Origin of the sequence: Streptomyces sp. NPDC005722, from assembly GCF_040630935.1 — a bacterium.
GTDB lineage: Bacteria > Actinomycetota > Actinomycetes > Streptomycetales > Streptomycetaceae > Actinacidiphila.
On sequence record NZ_JBEXYN010000009.1, the window covers coordinates 39,193 to 57,869 of the forward strand.

The 18,677-nt window shown below is 75.0% G+C and carries 17 protein-coding genes; 6 read left to right on the forward strand and 11 right to left on the reverse strand.

Annotation, left to right across the window (positions count from 1 at the left end):
• The first annotated feature begins 64 nt into the window (after positions 1-64).
• The gene (map, locus tag ABZ479_RS13550; RefSeq protein WP_500461724.1) at positions 65-832 is read left to right on the forward strand and encodes a type I methionyl aminopeptidase; all 768 of its coding nucleotides are present in this window, start codon (positions 65-67) and stop codon (positions 830-832) included.
• Here map and ABZ479_RS13555 read toward each other — a convergent pair.
• Complete coding sequence (locus ABZ479_RS13555) at positions 819-1,733, reverse strand: helix-turn-helix domain-containing protein (RefSeq protein ID WP_500461725.1); 915 nt, start codon at positions 1,731-1,733, stop codon at positions 819-821. The genes map and ABZ479_RS13555 overlap by 14 nt on opposite strands.
• Positions 1,734-1,827: 94 nt before the next feature.
• On the opposite strand from ABZ479_RS13555, the gene ABZ479_RS13560 reads away from it, so the two are divergent.
• Positions 1,828-3,345, forward strand: a complete 1,518-nt coding sequence (locus tag ABZ479_RS13560; RefSeq protein ID WP_500461726.1) for an alpha/beta hydrolase — start codon at positions 1,828-1,830, stop codon at positions 3,343-3,345.
• A 3-nt stretch (positions 3,346-3,348) separates the two neighbouring features.
• Here ABZ479_RS13560 and ABZ479_RS13565 read toward each other — a convergent pair whose 3' ends face one another.
• From ABZ479_RS13565 to ABZ479_RS13605, 9 genes are all read right to left on the reverse strand, one after another.
• A complete protein-coding gene (locus ABZ479_RS13565; RefSeq protein WP_500461727.1) occupies positions 3,349-3,843 on the reverse strand; it encodes a universal stress protein in 495 nt (164 codons plus the stop codon).
• A gap of 55 nt (positions 3,844-3,898) precedes the next feature.
• Positions 3,899-4,432, reverse strand: a complete 534-nt coding sequence (locus ABZ479_RS13570; RefSeq protein WP_500461728.1) for a hypothetical protein — start codon at positions 4,430-4,432, stop codon at positions 3,899-3,901.
• Positions 4,433-4,562: 130 nt separating this feature from the next.
• The gene (locus tag ABZ479_RS13575; protein ID WP_500461729.1) at positions 4,563-6,506 is read right to left on the reverse strand and encodes an APC family permease; all 1,944 of its coding nucleotides are present in this window, start codon (positions 6,504-6,506) and stop codon (positions 4,563-4,565) included.
• 163 nt (positions 6,507-6,669) lie between these two features.
• Positions 6,670-7,737, reverse strand: coding sequence for an alcohol dehydrogenase catalytic domain-containing protein (locus ABZ479_RS13580; protein WP_500461730.1), 1,068 nt, complete (start codon positions 7,735-7,737; stop codon positions 6,670-6,672).
• Positions 7,738-7,825: 88 nt separating this feature from the next.
• Positions 7,826-8,506, reverse strand: a complete 681-nt coding sequence (locus tag ABZ479_RS13585) for a CBS domain-containing protein (RefSeq protein ID WP_500461731.1) — start codon at positions 8,504-8,506, stop codon at positions 7,826-7,828.
• Between the two features lie 91 nt (positions 8,507-8,597).
• A complete protein-coding gene (locus tag ABZ479_RS13590) occupies positions 8,598-9,434 on the reverse strand; it encodes a GerMN domain-containing protein (protein WP_500461732.1) in 837 nt (278 codons plus the stop codon).
• Between the two features lie 177 nt (positions 9,435-9,611).
• Complete coding sequence (locus tag ABZ479_RS13595; protein ID WP_500461733.1) at positions 9,612-10,343, reverse strand: class I SAM-dependent methyltransferase; 732 nt, start codon at positions 10,341-10,343, stop codon at positions 9,612-9,614.
• 225 nt (positions 10,344-10,568) lie between these two features.
• Positions 10,569-11,378, reverse strand: coding sequence for a polyphosphate kinase 2 (gene ppk2 / locus ABZ479_RS13600; protein ID WP_500461877.1), 810 nt, complete (start codon positions 11,376-11,378; stop codon positions 10,569-10,571).
• Positions 11,379-11,517: 139 nt separating this feature from the next.
• Positions 11,518-12,288 (reverse strand): hypothetical protein, encoded by a 771-nt coding sequence (locus ABZ479_RS13605; protein WP_500461734.1) that lies wholly within the window; start codon positions 12,286-12,288, stop codon positions 11,518-11,520.
• 389 nt (positions 12,289-12,677) lie between these two features.
• On the opposite strand from ABZ479_RS13605, the gene ABZ479_RS13610 reads away from it, so the two are divergent.
• From ABZ479_RS13610 to ABZ479_RS13625, 4 genes are all read left to right on the forward strand, one after another.
• Positions 12,678-13,646 carry an aldo/keto reductase gene (locus tag ABZ479_RS13610; RefSeq protein WP_500461735.1) on the forward strand — a complete coding sequence of 323 codons (969 nt, stop codon included), beginning with the start codon at positions 12,678-12,680 and terminating at the stop codon, positions 13,644-13,646.
• Positions 13,647-13,816: 170 nt separating this feature from the next.
• Positions 13,817-14,227, forward strand: coding sequence for a cupin domain-containing protein (locus ABZ479_RS13615; RefSeq protein ID WP_500461736.1), 411 nt, complete (start codon positions 13,817-13,819; stop codon positions 14,225-14,227).
• A 261-nt stretch (positions 14,228-14,488) separates the two neighbouring features.
• Positions 14,489-17,326 (forward strand): helix-turn-helix transcriptional regulator, encoded by a 2,838-nt coding sequence (locus ABZ479_RS13620; protein WP_500461737.1) that lies wholly within the window; start codon positions 14,489-14,491, stop codon positions 17,324-17,326.
• 157 nt (positions 17,327-17,483) lie between these two features.
• Positions 17,484-18,083 carry a sigma factor-like helix-turn-helix DNA-binding protein gene (locus ABZ479_RS13625; protein WP_500461738.1) on the forward strand — a complete coding sequence of 200 codons (600 nt, stop codon included), beginning with the start codon at positions 17,484-17,486 and terminating at the stop codon, positions 18,081-18,083.
• Positions 18,084-18,134: 51 nt separating this feature from the next.
• Here the strand turns inward: ABZ479_RS13625 and ABZ479_RS13630 are convergent, their stop codons facing one another.
• The gene (locus ABZ479_RS13630; protein WP_500461739.1) at positions 18,135-18,620 is read right to left on the reverse strand and encodes a DUF7919 family protein; all 486 of its coding nucleotides are present in this window, start codon (positions 18,618-18,620) and stop codon (positions 18,135-18,137) included.
• Positions 18,621-18,677: the final 57 nt, after the last annotated feature.

Here is an 18,677-nt window from a genome sequence, read left to right on the forward strand (position 1 = left end):
GTCCGTGATACTAATACCGGTATAAGAATTGGGTGCCCCTGGGGGCGGAAAAGGAGTGACGGACATGGTGGAGATCAAGACCGACGTCGCGCTGGCGGCCATGCGGGAGGCCGGGCGCGTCGTGGCGCGTGCGCTCGCCGCCGCCCGGGAGGCGGCTCGGGTCGGGGTGTCGCTGCGGGAACTGGACGAGGCGGCGCGCGCCGTCCTGGACGGGGCGGGCGCGCGGTCGCCCTTCCTCGGCTACCGGCCGTCGTTCGCGCCGACGCCGTTCCCCGCGGTGATCTGCACCTCGGTCAACGACGCCGTCGTGCACGGCATCCCCACCGCCTACCGGCTGCGGGACGGCGACCTGGTGAGCGTCGACTGCGGCGCCGAACTGGAGGGCTGGACCGGGGACGCCGCGATCAGCTTCACCGTCGGCACGCCACGCCCCGCCGACGTGCGCCTCATCGAGGCCACGCGGCGGGCCCTCGACGCCGGGATCGCCGCGGCCACCGTCGGCAACCGCGTCGGCGACATCTCGCACGCCATCGGCACCGTCGCCCGCGAGGCCCGCTGCGGCATGCCCGGGGACTTCGGCGGCCACGGCATCGGCCGCCGGATGCACGAGGACCCCCACGTTCCCAACCAGGGCCGCCCCGGGCGTGGTTACCCGCTGCGGCACGGGCTGGCCCTCGCCATCGAGCCGATGCTGATGGCCGGGGGACGCGGCGGCTACCGCACCGCCCCCGACGGCTGGACGCTGCACACCGAGGACGGCAGCCGCGCCGCCCACTTCGAGCACACCGTCGCCATCACGGACGAGGGCCCGCGCATCCTCACCGCGCCGTGACCTGGCCCTCGAGCGCGGAGCGCAGCCAGGTGTGGGCGGCACCCGGGGTCGGGTGCGCCGGGCCCCTGAGTTCGCCCACGAGTTGCCAGTAGCGGTCGATGCGGGGTTCCGCGGCGAGCATGCCGCTCAGCCGGCGGCGGAAGCCCGGGGTGTCGCGCTGCCCGAACGACCGCGCGTGGGCGGTGACGAAGCAGTCGAGCGCCTCGCCCGCGCCGGGATCGCGGTCGGCCAGCAGGTGCGGCGCGGCCAGCTCGTAGGCCTCGTGAAGTCCCTCGTACAGGGCGGCGGGACGGGGGCCCGTGTCGGGCCGGTGCGGCGCGAGCCGGTGGACGGCGCCGGGCGGGCAGGAGGCCGAGGTGAAGGCGTGCAGCCGGGCGAAGGCCAGGACCTGGGCCGGGGCGGGATCGTCCGGCGGCTGCGGTACGGCGAGGTCGACGACCCGGGCCAGCACGGGGGCCGGCAGCCGCGCGGGCTGCAGCCAGCGGCGCCAGAAGCGGGCCATCGCGTCCGTGCTCGGCGGTACGGGGACGGAGCCGACCAGCTCCAGGCGCTCGGCGCGCTCCTCGGCGGTGCAGTCCCGCAGCAGTCGCAGGGCGGCCTCCCGCCAGCGCAGGGCGGCCAGTTGGGAGCCCAGCGTCCTCAGGTGACCCGCGACGGCGTCCTCCAGGGCGTCCTCCCGCTCCAGGGCCCGCGCCACCTCCGGCACCGGCAGGTCCAGGGCGCGCAGGGCGCGGATCTGCCGGAGGCGGGCGAGTGCCCCGGGCGCGTACCGGCGGTGGCCGCCGGCGCTGCGGGCGGCCTCGGGCAGCAGCCCGCGGTCCGAGTAGAAACGGACCGTCTTGACGGAGACACCGGCCCGCGCGGCGAGCTCCCCGATGCTCAACGTGCTGTCGGACTCCACCGCTTGAACCTCCCTCAGGGGGAGTTCCTACCGTACCTGCGAGCGCGGGCGGCCGGACGGCCGCTTCGCGGACCACCGCGTGCGGGAGGCACACATGACCGTGTTCGTACTCGTTCCCGAGGCCCACACGGGCGGCTGGGTGTGGGAGGACGTCGCCGGGCGGCTGCGGGAGTCGGGCGCGGCCGCCCTTCCGGTGGCCCTCACCGGCATGGCGGGCTCCGGCCGCCCGGCCGGGCCCGGCACCGACCTGGAGACCCATGTCGAGGACGTCCTGCGGGCCGTCGACACCGCCGGGTCCCCGGACGCGGCGGACGTCGTGCTCGTCGGCCACGGCTACGGCATCCACCCGGTGGTCGCCGCCGCCGACCGCAGGCCCGGGCGGGTCGCCCGCGTCGTCCACCTGGACGCGGGCCTGCCCCGGGACGGCGACCCGCCGCTGAGGTTGCTGCCCGACCGGGAACTGGGCGCCCGCCTCTCGGCCCCGGCCGGGGGTGACGACGCGTGGCGCGTGGCCCCGCCGGCGCCCGGGGGATGGGAGCGCTGGGGCAGTACGGCGGGCGTGCCGGATGCCGCGCTCGCCCGGCTCGCCGCCGACGCCGCGCCCCAGCCCGCCGGGACCCTGACCCGGCCGCTGCGTCTGTCGGGGGCCGCCGCCACCGTGCCGACGACCGGCGTCCTGTGCACCGGCAACGGTTCCGGCATCGCGACGGTGGAGGCGCTGGTGGGTCTCGGGCACCCGGAGCTGCAGGCGCTCACCGACCCCCGCGTCACCCTCTTCGAACTCGCCACCGGCCACTGGCCGATGCTCTCCCTCCCCGGCGAACTTGCCGACGTCCTGCTGAGGGCGGCCGCCGGGGAGGGCCACCGGATCCGCGCGACGGGTGAACCGCCCGCGCATCTGCGGCCGTTCCTCCTCGACGTGCCCGAACGGCCCCGCGAGCGCCGCGAGCGCGCGGACCTGTACCTCCCGGACCGCGCCGACGACGAAGGGCCCCGCCCGGCCGTGGTGTTCGTGCACGGCGGCCCGGTGCCGCCCGGTGCACGTCCGACTCCGCGCGACTGGCCGGCCTTCGTCGGCTACGGCCGCCTCGCGGCGGCCCACGGGGCGGTCGGCGTGACCGTCGACCACCGGCTGCACGACCTGGGCGACTTCCCGCGGGCCGCCGAGGACCTCGCCGGAGCGGTCGAGCTCGTCCGCGCCGATCCCCGGGTCGACGCCGGCCGGGTCGCGCTGTGGTTCTTCTCCGCGGGCGGGCTGCTGTCCGCGGACTGGCTGGCGGCGCCGCCGCCGTGGCTGCGCTGCGTGGCGGCCACCTACCCCGTCCTCGCGCCGCTGCCCAACTGGGGCCTGGCCGCTTCCCGTTTCCGGCCCGCGGCCGCCGTGCACGGCGGGGCGCCGCCGTTCGTCCTGACCCGGGTCGGACGGGAGCGTACGGAGATCGCGGCGACCGTCGAGGAGTTCCTGTCCGCCGCCAAGGACGCCGGGACGGACGTGGAGGTCCTCGACCTCCCCGACGGCACCCACGGCTTCGAGACGACCGACCACGGCGAGCAGGCGCGCGGCGCCGTGGAACGGGCGATGCGCACCGTCCTCCGGCACCTGCGGGGCTGAGCCTCAGACCCCCGCGGGCAGCCGGGACGGCGGTACGGCCAGCACCGGGCAGGCCGCGTGCGCCACGCAGTAGCGGGCGACCGAAGTGCGCAGCGCACGCGGCAGCAGGCCGCGCGACCCCGTGCCGACGACCAGCAGGTCGTCGCCGCGGGCGGCCGCCTCGACCAGCACGTGCCCGGCGGGCCCGCGCCCGGTCCCGGCACGGAAGTCCGGCAGGCCGGGCGCGGCGCCGGCGCCGAAGGCCTCCTCCAGAGCGGCGTGCAGCCGCTGCCGCGCCTCCTGCTCCCAGTCGAAGGGCCGCGGCGGGAGCGGCACCCGGCGGTAGCCGAACTCCTCGGGGGGCGGCTCCCACGCCAGGACCGCCAACAGGCCCGCGGAGCGGGACCGGGCCTCCGCGACCGCCCGGTGCAGCGCGGCCAGACTGCCGGGGGAACCGCTCAGGCCGACGACGACCCGCCGGCCCGCGCCCGGTGCGCCCCGAAACGGCGACTCGATCACGGACAACCTCATCTCTCGGCCTACGACCAACGGCGGCGCGCCCCGGCGCGGCCGGTCAGCGCATCCCGGACGCGTCCAGCACCGCGCGCGCCGCGGTGCCGTCGATCCGCGCGCCGAGCCGCCCCAGCACCTCGGCCCCCTCGCGGAGCGTGCCGGCCGTGAGGGAGCGCCGCGCGTCCCCCTCCAGCCGGTGCCACAGCAGCGGATTGGCCTCCAGGACGCGGGGATCGAGCTCCAGCCACCGGCCGTGCGCGTCCCACAGGAGCAGGCGCCGTGACACGCCGGGGGACTGGCGGACGACGGTCAGCGCGTCGGTGCGCACCCTCCGCTCCCGCAGCGGGCCGCGCACCGCAATCCACCCGTCGCCCGCGGTCACCCGGTCCGGGTGCAGCAGGACGAGCACGATCACGGCGAGGACCAGCCACAGCGCCGCACGCCGCCCGGTCAGCGTGCCCGCGGCCGCGTCGAGCGGCACCGCCAGGCACAGGAAGGCGAGCGCGCAGCCCAGCGCGCGCCGCAGGTCGGTGCGCCAGTGGCGGTCACCGGTCGTGTCCTGCCGCGCGGGCCGCGGAGCCGTTCGCCGTTCCATGGGGCCGACCGTAGGCAGGGCCGAGCCCGCCGGGCGCGGCCCTGACGGGCCTTTGACGAGGGCCGGCGTCGTCTTTGCGCGCCCCTGACGTGCGGGGGCCCGACTGCCGGCCGCCCTCCCGCCCCGTCGCTCAGCCGACGTGGACGCGCGGCCTGCGGCTGCGGTCGGGCTCCGCCTCGCGCAGCACCTCGCGGGTGACCGGGGCGACCTCGCCCTGCCCGAAGAGGAAGAACCGCAGGAAGTTGGCGAACGGGGTGCCCTCGGTCCACTCGAAGTAGATGTGCGGACGCTGCCCGGTGGTGTCGCGGACGTGCAGCAGGAACGCCGCCAGCGCGTTCGGGATGGACGAGCTCTCCAGGGTCAGGACGCGGTAGCGGTCGTGGAGGACCTCGCCGCGGACCACCAGGCCCGCCTCGAACTCCGAGGGGTCGGCGACGGTCACCTCGACGAAGACGAAGTCCTCCTCCGCCGGCAGGTCGTTGTCGGACCGGATCTGCTTGATCTTGTCCCGGTACTCGGCGGCGTCCCGCCGGTCGGGCTCGTTGGCGATGAAGCGGATCGTGCGGTGGGAGATGTCCCGTACGAAGCGCTCGGCCATGTCGTCCATGCCGATGCCGGTGATGCGCAGTTCGAAGGCGCGGGCGAGCCGGGACAGGAACGAGATCAGCATGATGCCGACGATGAAGCAGGCACCGATCTTCACGCCGTCCGGGCGCTCGAAGACGTTGACGACCGTGGTGTAGAGGAAGACGGCCGAGATCACCCCGAAGCCGATCGTCCAGTTGCGCTGCCCCGCCTTGCGGGCGGCTATGGTCACCGCGATCGCCGCGGAGGAGATGAGCACCAGCACACCGGTCGCGTAGGCGCCGCCCTGGGCGTCGACGTCGGCGTCGAAGATCCAGGTGACCAGGAACGCGACGAGGGTGAAGACCAGCACCATCGGCCGTACCGCGCGCGCCCAGTGCGGCGCCATGCCGTAGCGCGGCAGGTAGCGCGGCATGAGGTTGAGGAGCCCGGCCATCGCCGAGGCCCCGGCGAACCACAGGATGCAGATCGTCGACACGTCGTAGACGGTGCCGAAGGCGTTGCCCAGGTACTCGTGCGCGAGGTAGGCCAGCGCGCGGCCGTTGGCCCGGCCGTCCGCCTCGAACTCGGCGGCGGGGATCAGCAGCGTCGTGATGAAGCTGGTCGCGATGAGGAAGCAGCTCATGATCACGGCGGCCGTGGTCAGCAGCTTCTTCGTGTCGCGGATGCGTCCGGCGGGACGCTCCTCGGTGTCGGACGGGTCGCCCTTGACGTGCGGCATCACCGCCACACCGGTCTCGAAGCCGGACAGGCCCAGCGCGAGCTTCGGGAACACCAGCAGCGCCACCCCGACCATCACCAGGACGTTGCCGTGCTCGGTGGTCAACGCGTGCGACCAGTCGGTGACCACGTGCCCGGCGGTCGCCACGTGCCACAGGCCGACGACCACGACGACCACGTTCAGCGCCAGGTAGATGCCGACCAGGGCGACCGCGACGCCGATCGCCTCCAGGAAGCCCTTCATGAAGACCGCGCCGAGCAGCGCGACCAGCAGCAGGGTGATGAGCATCTGCTTGTCGTGCAGCGAGCTCGCCAGGTGCGGGTTCTCCACCAGGTGCGTCGAGGCGTCGGCCGCCGACAGCGTGATGGTGATGAGGAAGTCCGTCGCCGCGAAGCCCAGCAGCGTCAGGACGAAGAGCTTGCCCTTCCAGAACGACAGCAGCCGCTCCAGCATGGCGATCGAGCCCTCGCCGCGCGGGCTCTCCTCGGCCACCCGGCGGTACACCGGCAGTGCGCCGGCCAGCGTCACGACCACCAGCACGATGGTGGCCACCGGCGACAGCAGGCCCGCCGCCAGGGCCGCGATGCCGGGCTGGTAGCCGAGGGTGGAGAAGTAGTCGACACCCGTCAGGCACATGACCCGCCACCAGCGCTGGCCGTGGTCGTGCCGTTCGGGGGCCGCCTGTCCGCCCTGCTGGTGCCGGGCCATGTCGGACAGGCCCTCGAGCATCCACGCGCGCAGGCGACCCGTAGGGACGGGGGAGGACATCCATGCTCCTGACGTACTGCGACTGGTTCCCGCCACCACGGGATGGCCTGGTCAGCGTACGCATCGGCCGGCGCCCGATCCCCCGTACGGCCGCGTCACGCCGTTAAGATTCCGTCAAGGGTCCCCGCCGTGTCGCTGACGTGTCCTTTACGCCCCGCTCCGGTCAGGACGTGGGTACGAGGACGTCGTGGTGCGGTCCGCCCACGACGACCTTGAGCGCTCCCGTGTCGGCCGCCGACGCGAAGACCTCGTAGGCCTCCGCCATCTCGTGCAGTTCGAAGGTGTGCGTGACGAACGCCCCGGTGGGCAGCTTCCGGGCCTCCAGCAGGCGCAGCAGGGTGGGCGTGGAGTACGTGTCGACCAGGCCGGTGGTGATGGTGACGTTGCGGTCCCACAGCTCCTCCAGGTGGAGCGTGGCCGGCCGGCCGTGCACACCCGCGTTCGCGACCCGGCCGCCGGGCCGGACCATCCGCGTGCACGTACCGAAGGTCTCCGGCAGCCCCACCGCCTCGATCACCACGTCGGCGCCGAGCCCCGCGGTGAGGTCGTCGACCAGTTGCTCCGGTTGCTCGCCCGCCGGGACGACGGCGTCCGCGCCCAGGTTCTTCGCCGCCTGCAGGCGGGCCGCCGACACGTCGACGGCGATCACGGTGTGCGGGGAGCACAGCTGGGCCGTCGCGACGGCGGCCAGGCCGATCGGGCCGCAGCCGACCACGGCGACGGTGTCCCCGGGCCGTACCCGGCCGTTGAGGACGCCCACCTCGTAGGCGGTGGGGAAGACGTCCGAGAGCAGGACCGCGTCGAGCCCGGTCACGTTGTGCGGCAGCACGTGCAGCGAGGTGTCGGCGTACGGCACGCGCACGTACTCCGCCTGCGTGCCGTCGATGCGGTGCCCGAGCACCCAGCCGCCGCCGTCCAGGCACTGCCCGTAGGCCTGCTCGCGGCAGAACCGGCAGCGCCCGCACCCGGACACGCAAGCGACCAGCACCCGGTCGCCGGGCCGGACGGTGTCCACGTCCGCGCCGGTCTCGACGACCTCGCCCACGGCCTCGTGGCCGAGCACCGTGCCGGGAGCGACGCCGGGCACGTCGCCCCCCAGGATGTGCAGGTCGGTGCCGCAGATCGCGGCGGTGTCGACGCGGACGATGGCGTCGCTCGTGTCCTGGAGGACCGGATCGGCCACCTCCTGCCAGGCGGCGCGTCCCGGACCCTGGAAGACCCATGCCTTCATGGCGTTCCGCTCCTTCGGGCTGAGCTGTCTCCCCCCTCCCAGCGTGGGCGCGGCCGGCGGCCCTCGCATCCGGCGCCGGGGGCGGCCGTCACACCCGGTTCTGCGTCAGGTCGAAGCGCACGTCGACGACGCCTTCCACCGACCGCACCAGGCGGTCCGCGACCGGCACCAGGGAGCGGTCGCCGAGTAGCCCGCTCAGGGTGACGACCCCTTCCTCGACGTCGACCTCCACCGAGCGCCACGCGTCGGGGAAGAGCCGGGCGACCACGTTCTCCCGGACGTCGCGCGCTATCTCCTCGTCGGACCGCAGGAAGACCTTCAGCAGGTCCCCGCGGCTGACCACGCCCTTGAGCATGCCGCGGGCGTCCACGACGGGCAGCCGCTTGACCTGGTGCCGCGCCATGGCGCGGGCCGCCTGGGCCAGGGAGGCGTCCCCGCGCACGGTGACCGCGGGCGCGGTCATCAACTGCTCGGCGGTGAGCGCGGCCGCCTTGCGGGACGCGGCGGACGCGGCGGACGCGGTGGACGGGCCGGACGCGGTGGACGTCACCGGGGGCGGCTCGTCCTCCCGGTGCTCCTCCTTGCGCAGCAGGTCGGCCTCGGAGACGACGCCCACGACGCGCGTGCCCTCCTCCACCACCGGCACCGCGCTGACGTGCCACTGCTCCAGGGCCCGCACGATCTCCTTGAACGAGGCGAGGCGGGTGACGGCGACGACCCTGCACGTCATCACGTCGCCCACCGTCGTCGGCTGCCGGACGGCGTTCATGGCGGCCTCCACGACCCGGGACGAGCCCCCTGCTTCCAGTCTCGGCCGGTACGGCGGCGCGCGCACGGCCCGCCCGCTCCCGCTCAGCCCCTCAGCCCCCGAACGTGAGCGGCACCGTCTCCAGGACGACCCGGCGGCCGTCCTCGGCGGACAGGACGTACGCGGTGAGGGTGCCCGGCCCACCGGCCGCGCGGTAGGGCACGGTCACGTCGAAGGTGCCCCGGGTGCCGCTGCCGGAGGTGGCCGCCACCCGTACGTCGGCGACCGTGCGGCCGGAACGGTCGGAGAGCCGCAGCCGGAACTCCGCCTCGAAGGTGTCGGCGGTGCCGTGCACCCGCAGCGGCGCGGTGACGGTGTCGCCGAGGAGCGGCGACTCCACGAGGACGGCGGGGGAGAGGTCCTCGAAGTCGGCGCGGCCGAGGGGGCGCCCGCCAGCCGCCGTGCCGAGGGCGGCCGCCGGGCCCCCGTCCACGCGGAAGCGCACCTTCTCCACGCCGGCGAACCGCGTGGCGGTGAACACCACTTGGGCGAGCCGCGCCGCGACGGACGCGCCTCGGGGGCCGTCGTCGAAGCGGCCCGAGAGGTCGACGGTGGCGACGCGGTCGCGTACGGCCAGCGAACGCAGCACCGTCCCCGAGGGGATCGCCGTCGCGCGGTCCTGGCCGCGCTCGGCACCGCTCGGCCCGGCGAGCAGGGCCCGCAGGGCCTCGGCCGCGGTCGCCGGGCCGGCGACGGTGCGCGGCGCGGCCGACAGCTTGCCGCCGTGGAGGAAGTAGACGGCCGTGCGGACCGCGCGGGGCGCCTCCGTGGCGGACGCCGACGCCGACGCCGAGGCGGACGCGGACGCGGTCGGGTCCGGCGACGTGCCGCCCGGCGCGGCGGATGCGGAGCCCGGCGGGCCGGAGCCGGCGGTCCTGGAGGGAGTCACGGAAGCCTCCCGGCCGGAGCCACCGCAGGCGGACAGCAGAGCGAGGGCCACCCACGCGGCGGCGAGCGCCCGCGCGGGGCGTGAGGAAGCGAGCCGGGCACCGTCCATGTGAGTCCTCCCCTCCGGCCTGCGCCCAGCGTGCCCGCTCCCGCCCCCGTACGCCATCACCCGGGAGGGTCAGGAGCGGCGGAACAGTGCCGCCCAGAGGAAGTCCTCGCCGAAGCACGCGGATTGCGCCGGCTCGTCGCGCATGCGGCGCAACTCGACCTCCGCCAGCCCGGAGAAGATCCGGCGCAGCGCGTCCGGGGTGTAGGCCAGGCCCCCGTGCAGACGGGACTCGCGGTAGAAGTCCGCGTCGTCGAGCTCGGACCCCATGGCGCCGGCCGCGAAGCACGTCAGCGCCAGATGCCCGCCGGGCGCCAGGAGTTCGTCCAGCAGCGCGAGGTAGCTGATGCGCCGGTGCGGCGGCAGATGGTGGAAGCAGCCCGAGTCGTGGACCAGGTCGTACGGGCCGCGCAGCGTGGTCCCGGCCAGGGCGAAGGCGTCACCGCGGTGGAAGCGCACGGCCACCCCGGCCTCGCGGGCCCGCTCGCCGGCCCAGGCGATCGCGGCGGGGGAGAGGTCGACGGCGTCCACGGTGAACCCCCGCGCGGCCAGGTAGCGGGCGTTGCGCCCGGGACCGCACCCGAGGTCGAGGACCCGGCCGCCCGGCCTGATCAGGCCCCGGTCGAGCCACTCCACGAGGTTCTCGTCCGGCTTGTCCACGAAGAACGGCACCGGCCGGGACCGGTCCTCGTAGAACGCGTCCCACCACTCCGCCGCCCCTTCGCTCCAGCGGTCGGCCCCCGCCTCGAACAGGTCGTCCAGGAGCCTCAGCACGTCGTCGACGTCGCGGATACCACGGTCCATCAGATCCCCTTTCCCGATGGGGCAACGCTAGGCGCCGCGGCCCCGAAAGCCCAGCTCAGCGGCTGTGCCCGAACCCCGCGTACGCCCGCCTCCCCCTCCCCGGCGGCACCCCCGTCCGCCGCCCCGCGCCCCGGCCGCGCACCCGCCCGCACCGCCCCCGAAGCCCTCCGCGACCCCTTCCCGGGACACGCCGGGCCCGGTTTTCCCACGGATTTCCGCGTGCGGCTAGGACAGGGTCGCCGCGTGGTCCGGGACGTAGGTCTGCAGGTCTCGGGGCGGGCGCTGGTAGCCGGTCGACCCTGGGCGGGGCGGGAGTTCGAGGGCGGGGAGCGGGACCTCCTCGTAGGGGACGCTCGCAAGGAGGTGGGCGATCATGTTGACGCGGGCGGCGCGCTTGTCGTCGCTCCCGACGACGTACCAGGGGGCCTCGGGGATGTCGGTGTGCACGAACATCTCGTCCTTGGCGCGCGAGTACGCCTCCCAGCGCGGGATGGACTCCAGGTCCATCCCCGACAGCTTCCAGCGGCGGGTCGGGTCCTGCAGGCGGGCCCGGAAGCGCTGCTCCTGCACGGCGTCGCTGACGGAGAACCAGTACTTGCGCAGGATGATGCCGTCCTCGATCAGCAGCCGTTCGAAGATCGGGCACTGGTGCAGGAAGCGCACGTGCTCCTCGGGGGTGCAGAAGCCCATCACGTGCTCCACGCCGGCGCGGTTGTACCAGCTCCGGTCGAACAGCACGATCTCCCCGCCGGCCGGCAGGTGGTCGACGTAGCGCTGGAAGTACCACTGCGTGCGCTCGCGTTCGGTCGGCGCGGGGAGCGCGGCGATGCGGGCGGTGCGCGGGTTGAGGTGCTCCGTCACGCGCTTGATCGTGCTGCCCTTGCCGGCCGCGTCGCGCCCCTCGAAGACGACGACGAGCCTGTGCCCACCGGCCCTGACCCACTCCTGGAGCTTGACCAACTCGACCTGCAGCCGCAGCAGTTCCCGCTCGTACACGCCGCGCGGCAGGCGGTCCTGCCCCTTCTTGTCACCCATGCCCTGGTGCTTGTCACCCATGCCCTGGCGCCCTCGCTTCCGTAGGAAGCCCACGGTACGGTCCCGGGGCCTGCCGGCACGGTGGAACGGGGCCGCGGGTCCGCCGGCCGGCCCATGCGGGCGGGGGCGGCCCGGGGGCTCAGCCGACCGGGCTGGTGCCGCCCGGGGCGCCGACGGCGTGACCGGGGGCGGTCGCCGGGAACGGCAGCCAGGGGCCGCGCGGGTGCCCGTGGCCGTGTGCGTGCGGGAGGGCCGCGAAGGGCGGCGGCAGCTCGGTGTCCGCGCCGTCCGGTGCGGTCCCCGGGGCGGTCTCCGCCGTGGGCTTGGCCGCGTCGGCGGCCGGGGCTTCCGGGGTGTACGGGGCGCTGGTCGTCGGTGCCGGGGTCGGGGCGGGGGTGGTCGCCGGCGGGGTCGGGTCCGGCGTGTCCGTCGGCGTGGGAGTCGGCGTGGGCGTGGGCGTCGACGGCGGGGTGGCGCTGTCGGTGGGCTTCGGGGGCTTCGGCGTGCTCGCGGGCGGCTTCGGGTGGGCCGGCTTGGTGGTGGCGGGCTTCGCCGTGCTCTTCACGGGCTTCGGGTTCGTGGCCTTCGCCTTGGCCTTGCTCTTCGCCTTCGCCTCGGCCGGACGCTTCGAGGGCGCCGCACCGGTGCCCTCCTCCGCCCCCGGCGCCGCCTCGCGGCGCCCGCTGTCGGCCTCGACGAGGCCGTGCTCCGGCTGCCCGGAGGCGCTCGGCACGATCGAGGTGACGTGGATCTTGGAGGAGCCGGACGAGCGGTCCGCCCCGGAACCGTCCGAGCCGGACTGCTGGAGTGCCCACGCGGTGCCGCCGAAGGCCGCGGCGGAGGCGACAGCCGCGGCGGACAGCTTGAGCCGCAGGGAACGCCCGCGGCGGTGCTTGGCCTGGTTGCGCATGTGAGACGAGGACCCTTTCGGCTGGCCCCCGCCCGGAAAGCCGGCTGCCGCGCTGCGCGGCCGGGGCCGGATACGCAAGGACTCTGCGCGAGCATTCCCGTCGACGCAAGGGCCTGACCTGCGCGGTCTTCGGAAGCGGAAGGGCAAGTTCCGAAAATGTGCAGGTCAAGGCCATGATGAAGCGCGCAAATCGGGTCATGTGACATCGCCCACGTCTTTCGCGTGACGGACGTCCCGAAGTGGTGCACAAGGGTCCTTCCGCATCTTCACGGGCGATGCGGACGAACGGCGTCGTCGCGCCGCAGGCGCCGTCGACGCGAAGATCCACCGGCTTGCATACTCGGGAGCGCCGTTCGGCGACCCTGGGCACCACACGCGGAGGCATGGACGTGGAGTACACGAAACTGGGCAGGACCGGGCTGGACGTCTCACGGATCTGCCTGGGATGCATGAGCTACGGCGCACCCGACCGCGGCAACCACCCGTGGACGCTCGACGAGGACGCCGCCCGCCCCCTCATCCGCGGCGCCGTCGAGGCCGGCATCACGTTCTTCGACACCGCCAACGTCTACTCCGACGGCACCAGCGAGGAGATCGTCGGCCGGGCCCTCGCCGAGTACGCCTCCCGCGAGGAGATCGTGCTCGCCACCAAGGTGCACGGCCGCATGCGCCCGGGCCCCAACGGCGCGGGACTGTCCCGCAAGGCCGTACTCACCGAGATCGACGCGAGCCTGCGCCGGCTCGGGACGGACTACGTCGACCTCTACATCGTCCACCGCTGGGACCCGCACACCCCGGTCGAGGAGACGATGGAGGCCCTGCACGACGTGGTGAGGTCGGGCAAGGCGCGGTACATCGGCGCGTCCTCCATGTACGCCTGGCAGTTCTCCAAGGCCCAGTACACGGCGGAGCGCAACGGCTGGACGAAGTTCGTCAGCATGCAGAACCACTACAACCTCCTGCACCGCGAGGAGGAGCGCGAGATGCTGCCGCTCTGCGCCGACCAGGGCGTCGCGGTCACCCCGTGGAGCCCGCTCGCCCGGGGGCGGCTGACCCGCGACTGGGACGCCGGCAGCGCCCGGCAGGACACCGACGAGTTCGGCGGCACCCTCTACCTCGAGGAGGACCGGGTGATCGTCGAGGCCGTGGCGACGATCGCGGCCCGGCGCGGCCTGTCGCGGGCGCAGGTCGCCCTGGCGTGGCTGCTGGGCAGGCCCGGGGTCACGGCGCCCATCGTCGGCGTCGGCAAGGAGGCGCACCTGCGCGACGCCGTCGGCGCGCTGGACGTGCGTCTGACCGAGGAGGAGCTCAAGGAACTGGAGAGCCCGTACCGGCCGCACGCCGTCGTGGGCTTCTGAGCGGCCCTGTGGCGGGGGCAGGGAGCTGCGTCCCCGGCCCTTGCCACGGCGTGACGCACGGGCCGCCGGGGCCGTGGCCGTGGCATCTTCCGGCCGAGTTCGAGGCCCGGTGTCACAAACAGGGAGGGTGTCCTGTCCTCGTGGGGGACATTCCCTGTTTGGAGGAACACATGGGCGCTGAGCACGCACACCTGCCCCCCGGTGTCGAACTGGTCGGGAGCCTGCCGGAGGCGGCGGGGCGGATCCCGGCGGGCGCGGAGGCGAGGACCGTCCGGGTCACCCTGCCGCCCGGTGACGCGGGTGCTCCGCCGCACCGGCACCCGGGCCCGGTCTTCGGCTACGTGACGCAGGGCGAGATCCTCTTCGAGCTGGAGGGTCAGGCGCCCCGGGTGCTCAAGGCCGGTGACGCCCTCTTCGAGCCCGGCGGCGACGTGATCCACTACCAGGGCGCCAACAACCTCACCGACGCGCAGTCCCAGCTGGTGGTGGTCATGTTCGCACCGCCCGGCAGCCCGGTGCTGACGCTGGTCGGCGAGGAGGAACTGGCCGAACGACGGCACCTCAGGGTGCCCCGGCGGTGACGCCGCCGTCCAAGTGACGTCGTCGGCCCCGCCGTCGCGCCGGGGAGACGTCTCCTTGTCCGGCACGCCCAGCAACGCCCGGAGCACGCCCTCCCCGGCGGGCCCGGGCCATCCGTACAGTTTGTGGTGACACGTGGTGGTGAACGTCCTTCCCGGCATGCCTCGCACAGAAAGCGTCGTCTGCTCCGTCCCCCGCGGTGGACCGGACCCTGGGGGAGGCGGTCAGGACCCCGTCCCCTCGGCCTCCAGGAGCCGCGTCGCATGACCGCCGACCCCCTTCCCTCCCTGGTCGGCCGGCGGCGCGAGTGCGCGGCGCTCGACGAACTGCTGGCCGGTCTGCGCGACGGCGGGTCCCGGGTGCGGGTGATCCGCGGTGAGGCGGGCATCGGGAAGTCCGTGCTCCTGGAGTACGTGGCCACCCGGGCGTCACACGTGACGGTGACCCGGGCGAGCGGCATCGAGGCCGACATGGAACTGCCCTACGCGAGCCTGCACCAGCTCTGCGCGCCGTTCCTGGCCGAGGTCGACGCGTTGCCCGAACCCCAGCGCGACGCCCTGCGCGTGGCGTTCGGGACGGCGGCCGGAGACCCGCCCGACCGCTTCCTGGTCGGCCTCGCCGTGCTCACCCTGCTCACCCGGGCCTCGGAGACCCGGCCGGTGCTCGTCGTGGTCGACGACGCCCAGTGGCTGGACCAGGTGTCGCTGCAGACGCTGGAGTTCGTGGCGCGGCGACTGCTCGCCGAGGCGGTCGCGATGACGTTCGCGGTACGCGAGCCCGAGGGGCGGGCCGCACTCGCGGGTCTGCCGGAGATGCGCATCGGCGGTCTCGACGCCACCGCGGCCGGAGAACTCCTCGAGGCAGCCGTCGGCGGCCGGCTGGAGAAGCGGGTGCGGGACCGGTTCGTGGCCGAGATGCACGGCAACCCGCTCGCGCTGCTGGAGTTCTCCCGCGGCCGGACCGCCGCCGAGCTGGCGTACGGCCTGGACTCCGGTTCCCCCGGCGTCCAGGGGACGGTGGCGGGTCGCGTGGAACGGGACTTCGCCGGCCGGCTCGGTTCGCTGCCCGCGCCGACCCGCACGCTGCTGCTGATCGCCGCGGCGGAACCGGTCGGCGACCCGCGCCTGCTGGTCCGTGCGGCCACCTCCCTGAAGATCGCCCCCGACGCCGCACCGGCCAGGGCGGCCGGCCTGATCGAGTTCGGCGAGTCCGTCCGGTTCCGGCACCCGCTGGCCCGGTCGGCGGTCTACCGTCAGGCAGGTCCCGAGGAACGCCGCGCGGTGCACCGGGCGTTGGCCACCGCCACGGACCCGGTCCTGGACCCGGACCGGCGTGCCTGGCACGCCGCGCAGGCCGTCGACGGGCCGGACGAGGACGTCGCGGCGGGGCTGGAGCAGGCCGCCGGCCGCGCGCGGCTGCGCGGCGGCATGGCCGCCGAGGCCGTACTGCTGGAGCGGGCCGCCGAGGTGACGCCCGACCCCCGGCCGCGGGGGCGCCGGGCGCTCGCGGCCGCCGAGGCCCACTTCTCGGCCGCCTCGCCCGACCGGGCCACGGCGCTGGCGACGCTGGCCGAACTGTGCCCCCTCGGCCCCCTGGACCGCGCCCGCGTGGCGCGCCTGCGGGCCAGGATCCTCTTCGCCCGCAGCCGCAGCGACGAGGCGGCGCCCCTGTTCCTGGACGCCGCCGCGCAGTTCGCCGCAGCCGGGTCGCCCCTGGCGCGGGAGACCTACCTCGAGGCGATCGGCGCGACCGTCTTCGCGGGCCGGCTCCAGGGCCCGGCGGGCGCCCGCGCCGCGGCGGTCGCGGCCCGCGGGTCCGGGGCGCCCCCCTCGTGCTCGATCGCCGCCGACCTGCTCCTGGACGGTGTGGCCACCCTCCTCGTCGGTGACCTCGAGACCGGTGGCCCGGCGCTGCGCCGTGCGCTGGAGCCCCTCGCGCACGAGGACGTCGGTACCCGGGAGGCGACGATGCGCTGGCTCCTCCTGGCCCCGGTCGCCCTGGAGGCGTTCATCCACTACGCCTGGGACCTGACGGCGTGGGACACGCTGGCCACCCGTGCGGTGCGGCTGGCCCGCGACATCGGGGCGCTCGGCGCACTGCCGCCCGCACTGATCTACGCCAGCGGGGTGCACATCCACACCGGCGACTTCGCCGAGGCGGCGCGCATGATCGACGAGGCCGACGCGATCGCCGCCGCGACCGGCCACGCCCCGCACACGTACGCGACGCTCGTCCTGGCCGCGTGGCGGGGCGACGAGGACGCCGCCGCCGGATTCATCGAGGAGGCCGAGGCCAGGGCCGTACAACGCGGCGAGGTCTCGCTCCTGGGCGCCACGGGCTACATCCAGGGCGTGCTGTTCAACGGCCTGGCACGCTACGACCGGGCCCTGGCGGCCGCCCGTACGGGCATCGAGCACGACGGGTTCAACTTCACGGGCCTGTCGCTGGTCGAGCACGTCGAGGCCGCGACGCGGTGCGGCGAGCCCGATCAGGCCCGGGCCTCGCTCGCCCGGCTGGTCGAGCTCACCCGCGCCGCCGATTCCGGGTGGGCCCGTGGCGTCACCGCCCGCAGCCGGGCGCTCCTCACCGACGGCGACGAGGCCGACGCCCTGTACCGGACGGCGATCGAGGAGTTCGGCCGCGACCGCGTGGTGGTGGCCGTGGAGCTGGCACGCGCCCACCTGCTGTACGGCGAATGGCTGCGCCGCAGCCGCCGGCGTTCGCCGGCCAGGGAGCACCTCCGTACGGCCCACAGCATGTTCGACGGCATGGGGGCGAAGGCGTTCGCCGAGCGGGCCCGGCGTGAGCTGCTCGCCTGCGGCGAGCGCGTCCGGGTGCGGGAGGCCGGGCCGGCGAGCGCGCTGACACCGCAGGAGTCGCAGATCGCGACGCTCGCGGCCGGCGGCATGACGAACCCGGAGATCGGCGCGGAGCTGTTCATCAGCCCGCACACGGTGGAGTGGCACCTGCGGAAGGTGTACATGAAGCTCGGGATCGGCTCGCGCCGGGCCCTGCAGGGCGCCCTCTCGGCCGCGGGCAGCACGGACGACGGGGACGACGACGGCGACGACGCGGACGTGCGGCCGGTGCGGGCCGGCTGAGTACCGTCCCCGTGCGGACCCCCCCCCGGGCGAGACCCCGGGGGGAGCACCGGACCACGCACCGGACCACGCACTTCCGGGGCGCGGCGGGCGGTGCCCCGGAGGGAGGGTGGAGCCATCGCCCGCCACGGGCGCCGTCCACCCAGAGGAGTCCCCGATGTCCGCGTCCGGCCTGAAGACGACCTCGCCGACCGCATCCCGGCCCGTCCGGCCGCCCGAGGAGGACCCGCACGTCGTCCCGGAGGAGCTCCGGGAAGCGGACGCCGCGTTCGACGACGCCCGCAGGCTGATGTTCGGGATCGCCTACCGCATGCTCGGCAGCGTGCGCGAGGCCGAGGACGTCCTGTTGGACGCCTGGTCGCGCCGGCGGAGCACGGGCCCGGCCGAGGTACCGGACGCGCACCTCGTCATGATGGTGACCCGACTGGCGATCGGCGAGCTGCACTCCGCCCGGGCGCGCCGGCGGAGCTACGTCGGCCCCTGGCTGCCGGATCCGGTGCCGACCGCCGACGACCCCGCCGTGGGCGCCGGGAACGGGGAGGCGCTGGACGTCGCCACGCTGACGCTGATGGACGGACTCACACCGGACGAGCGCGCGGCCTACGTGCTGCGGGAGGCCTTCGGCTTCCCCGACGCGCAGATCGCCGAGATCATCGGTCTCTCCCGGACCGAGGCGCGCCGCGTGGTCGCGCGGGCACGGGAGTTCATTGCCGAGTCCACCCGGGACGCGGGAACGGCGACGGCCGCCCGGCCGTGACGGGGAGCCCGTGACGGGGAGCCCGTGACGGGGACCCGTGACACCGCCCGCTCAGTCGCCGGCCTCGAAGTCGAGTCGCCGTGCGTCGTCGGGGAGCCACGGGGCCGGGGGGCCGTCGCGCCAGGTGTCGTGCCAGGCGGACACCGCCTCGACGAAGGGCCGCGGGGGGAGGTAGCGGTGTGCCTGTACGTAGTGGCCGATGAGGAAGGGCGCCGCGTAGACCTCCGTCGGTGAGGCCGGGACGCGGATCTCGCTGCTGCCGCGGGGCGCCCCCCGCACGTCGCCGGCGGCTTCGCACAGTTCGCAGGCGTGCGCTCCCAGGGTGGCGTTGACGTACTGGCCGTGCAGGACGCGGTCCAGCCCCCGCACGAATCCGGGCGGGGGCGGGCCGACGGTGTGGGGGTGTTCCGCCGTCAGCCATCCGATGTTGATCCGCTGGTAGCGGGGGGTGAAGGAGACGACGCGGGTGCCCTCGCCCTCCCAGAAGGTGTCCTCGGGCGACTCGGTGTAGGGGCTCAGATCCTCGTGGAACGTCACGGGGGAACCCTGGCACGTCGTGCCGTGCGTCCCGCGCGGACCCTCCGGCCGCACTGC

Bases quoted from the DNA above. Each gene is read 5' to 3' on its own strand.
- ABZ479_RS13570 (WP_500461728.1), bottom strand. From the start codon at position 4,432: ATGGAACGGCGAACGGCTCCGCGGCCCGCGCGGCAGGACACGACCGGT.
- ABZ479_RS13575 (WP_500461729.1), bottom strand. From the start codon at position 6,506: ATGTCCTCCCCCGTCCCTACGGGTCGCCTGCGCGCGTGGATGCTCGAG.
- ABZ479_RS13585 (WP_500461731.1), bottom strand. From the start codon at position 8,506: ATGAACGCCGTCCGGCAGCCGACGACGGTGGGCGACGTGATGACGTGC.
- ABZ479_RS13560 (WP_500461726.1), top strand. From the start codon at position 1,828: ATGACCGTGTTCGTACTCGTTCCCGAGGCCCACACGGGCGGCTGGGTG.
- ABZ479_RS13620 (WP_500461737.1), top strand. From the start codon at position 14,489: ATGACCGCCGACCCCCTTCCCTCCCTGGTCGGCCGGCGGCGCGAGTGC.
- ABZ479_RS13595 (WP_500461733.1), bottom strand. From the start codon at position 10,343: ATGGACCGTGGTATCCGCGACGTCGACGACGTGCTGAGGCTCCTGGAC.
- ABZ479_RS13615 (WP_500461736.1), top strand. From the start codon at position 13,817: ATGGGCGCTGAGCACGCACACCTGCCCCCCGGTGTCGAACTGGTCGGG.
- ABZ479_RS13625 (WP_500461738.1), top strand. From the start codon at position 17,484: ATGTCCGCGTCCGGCCTGAAGACGACCTCGCCGACCGCATCCCGGCCC.
- ppk2 (WP_500461877.1), bottom strand. From the start codon at position 11,378: ATGGGTGACAAGAAGGGGCAGGACCGCCTGCCGCGCGGCGTGTACGAG.
- ABZ479_RS13605 (WP_500461734.1), bottom strand. From the start codon at position 12,288: ATGCGCAACCAGGCCAAGCACCGCCGCGGGCGTTCCCTGCGGCTCAAG.
- ABZ479_RS13580 (WP_500461730.1), bottom strand. From the start codon at position 7,737: ATGAAGGCATGGGTCTTCCAGGGTCCGGGACGCGCCGCCTGGCAGGAG.
- map (WP_500461724.1), top strand. From the start codon at position 65: ATGGTGGAGATCAAGACCGACGTCGCGCTGGCGGCCATGCGGGAGGCC.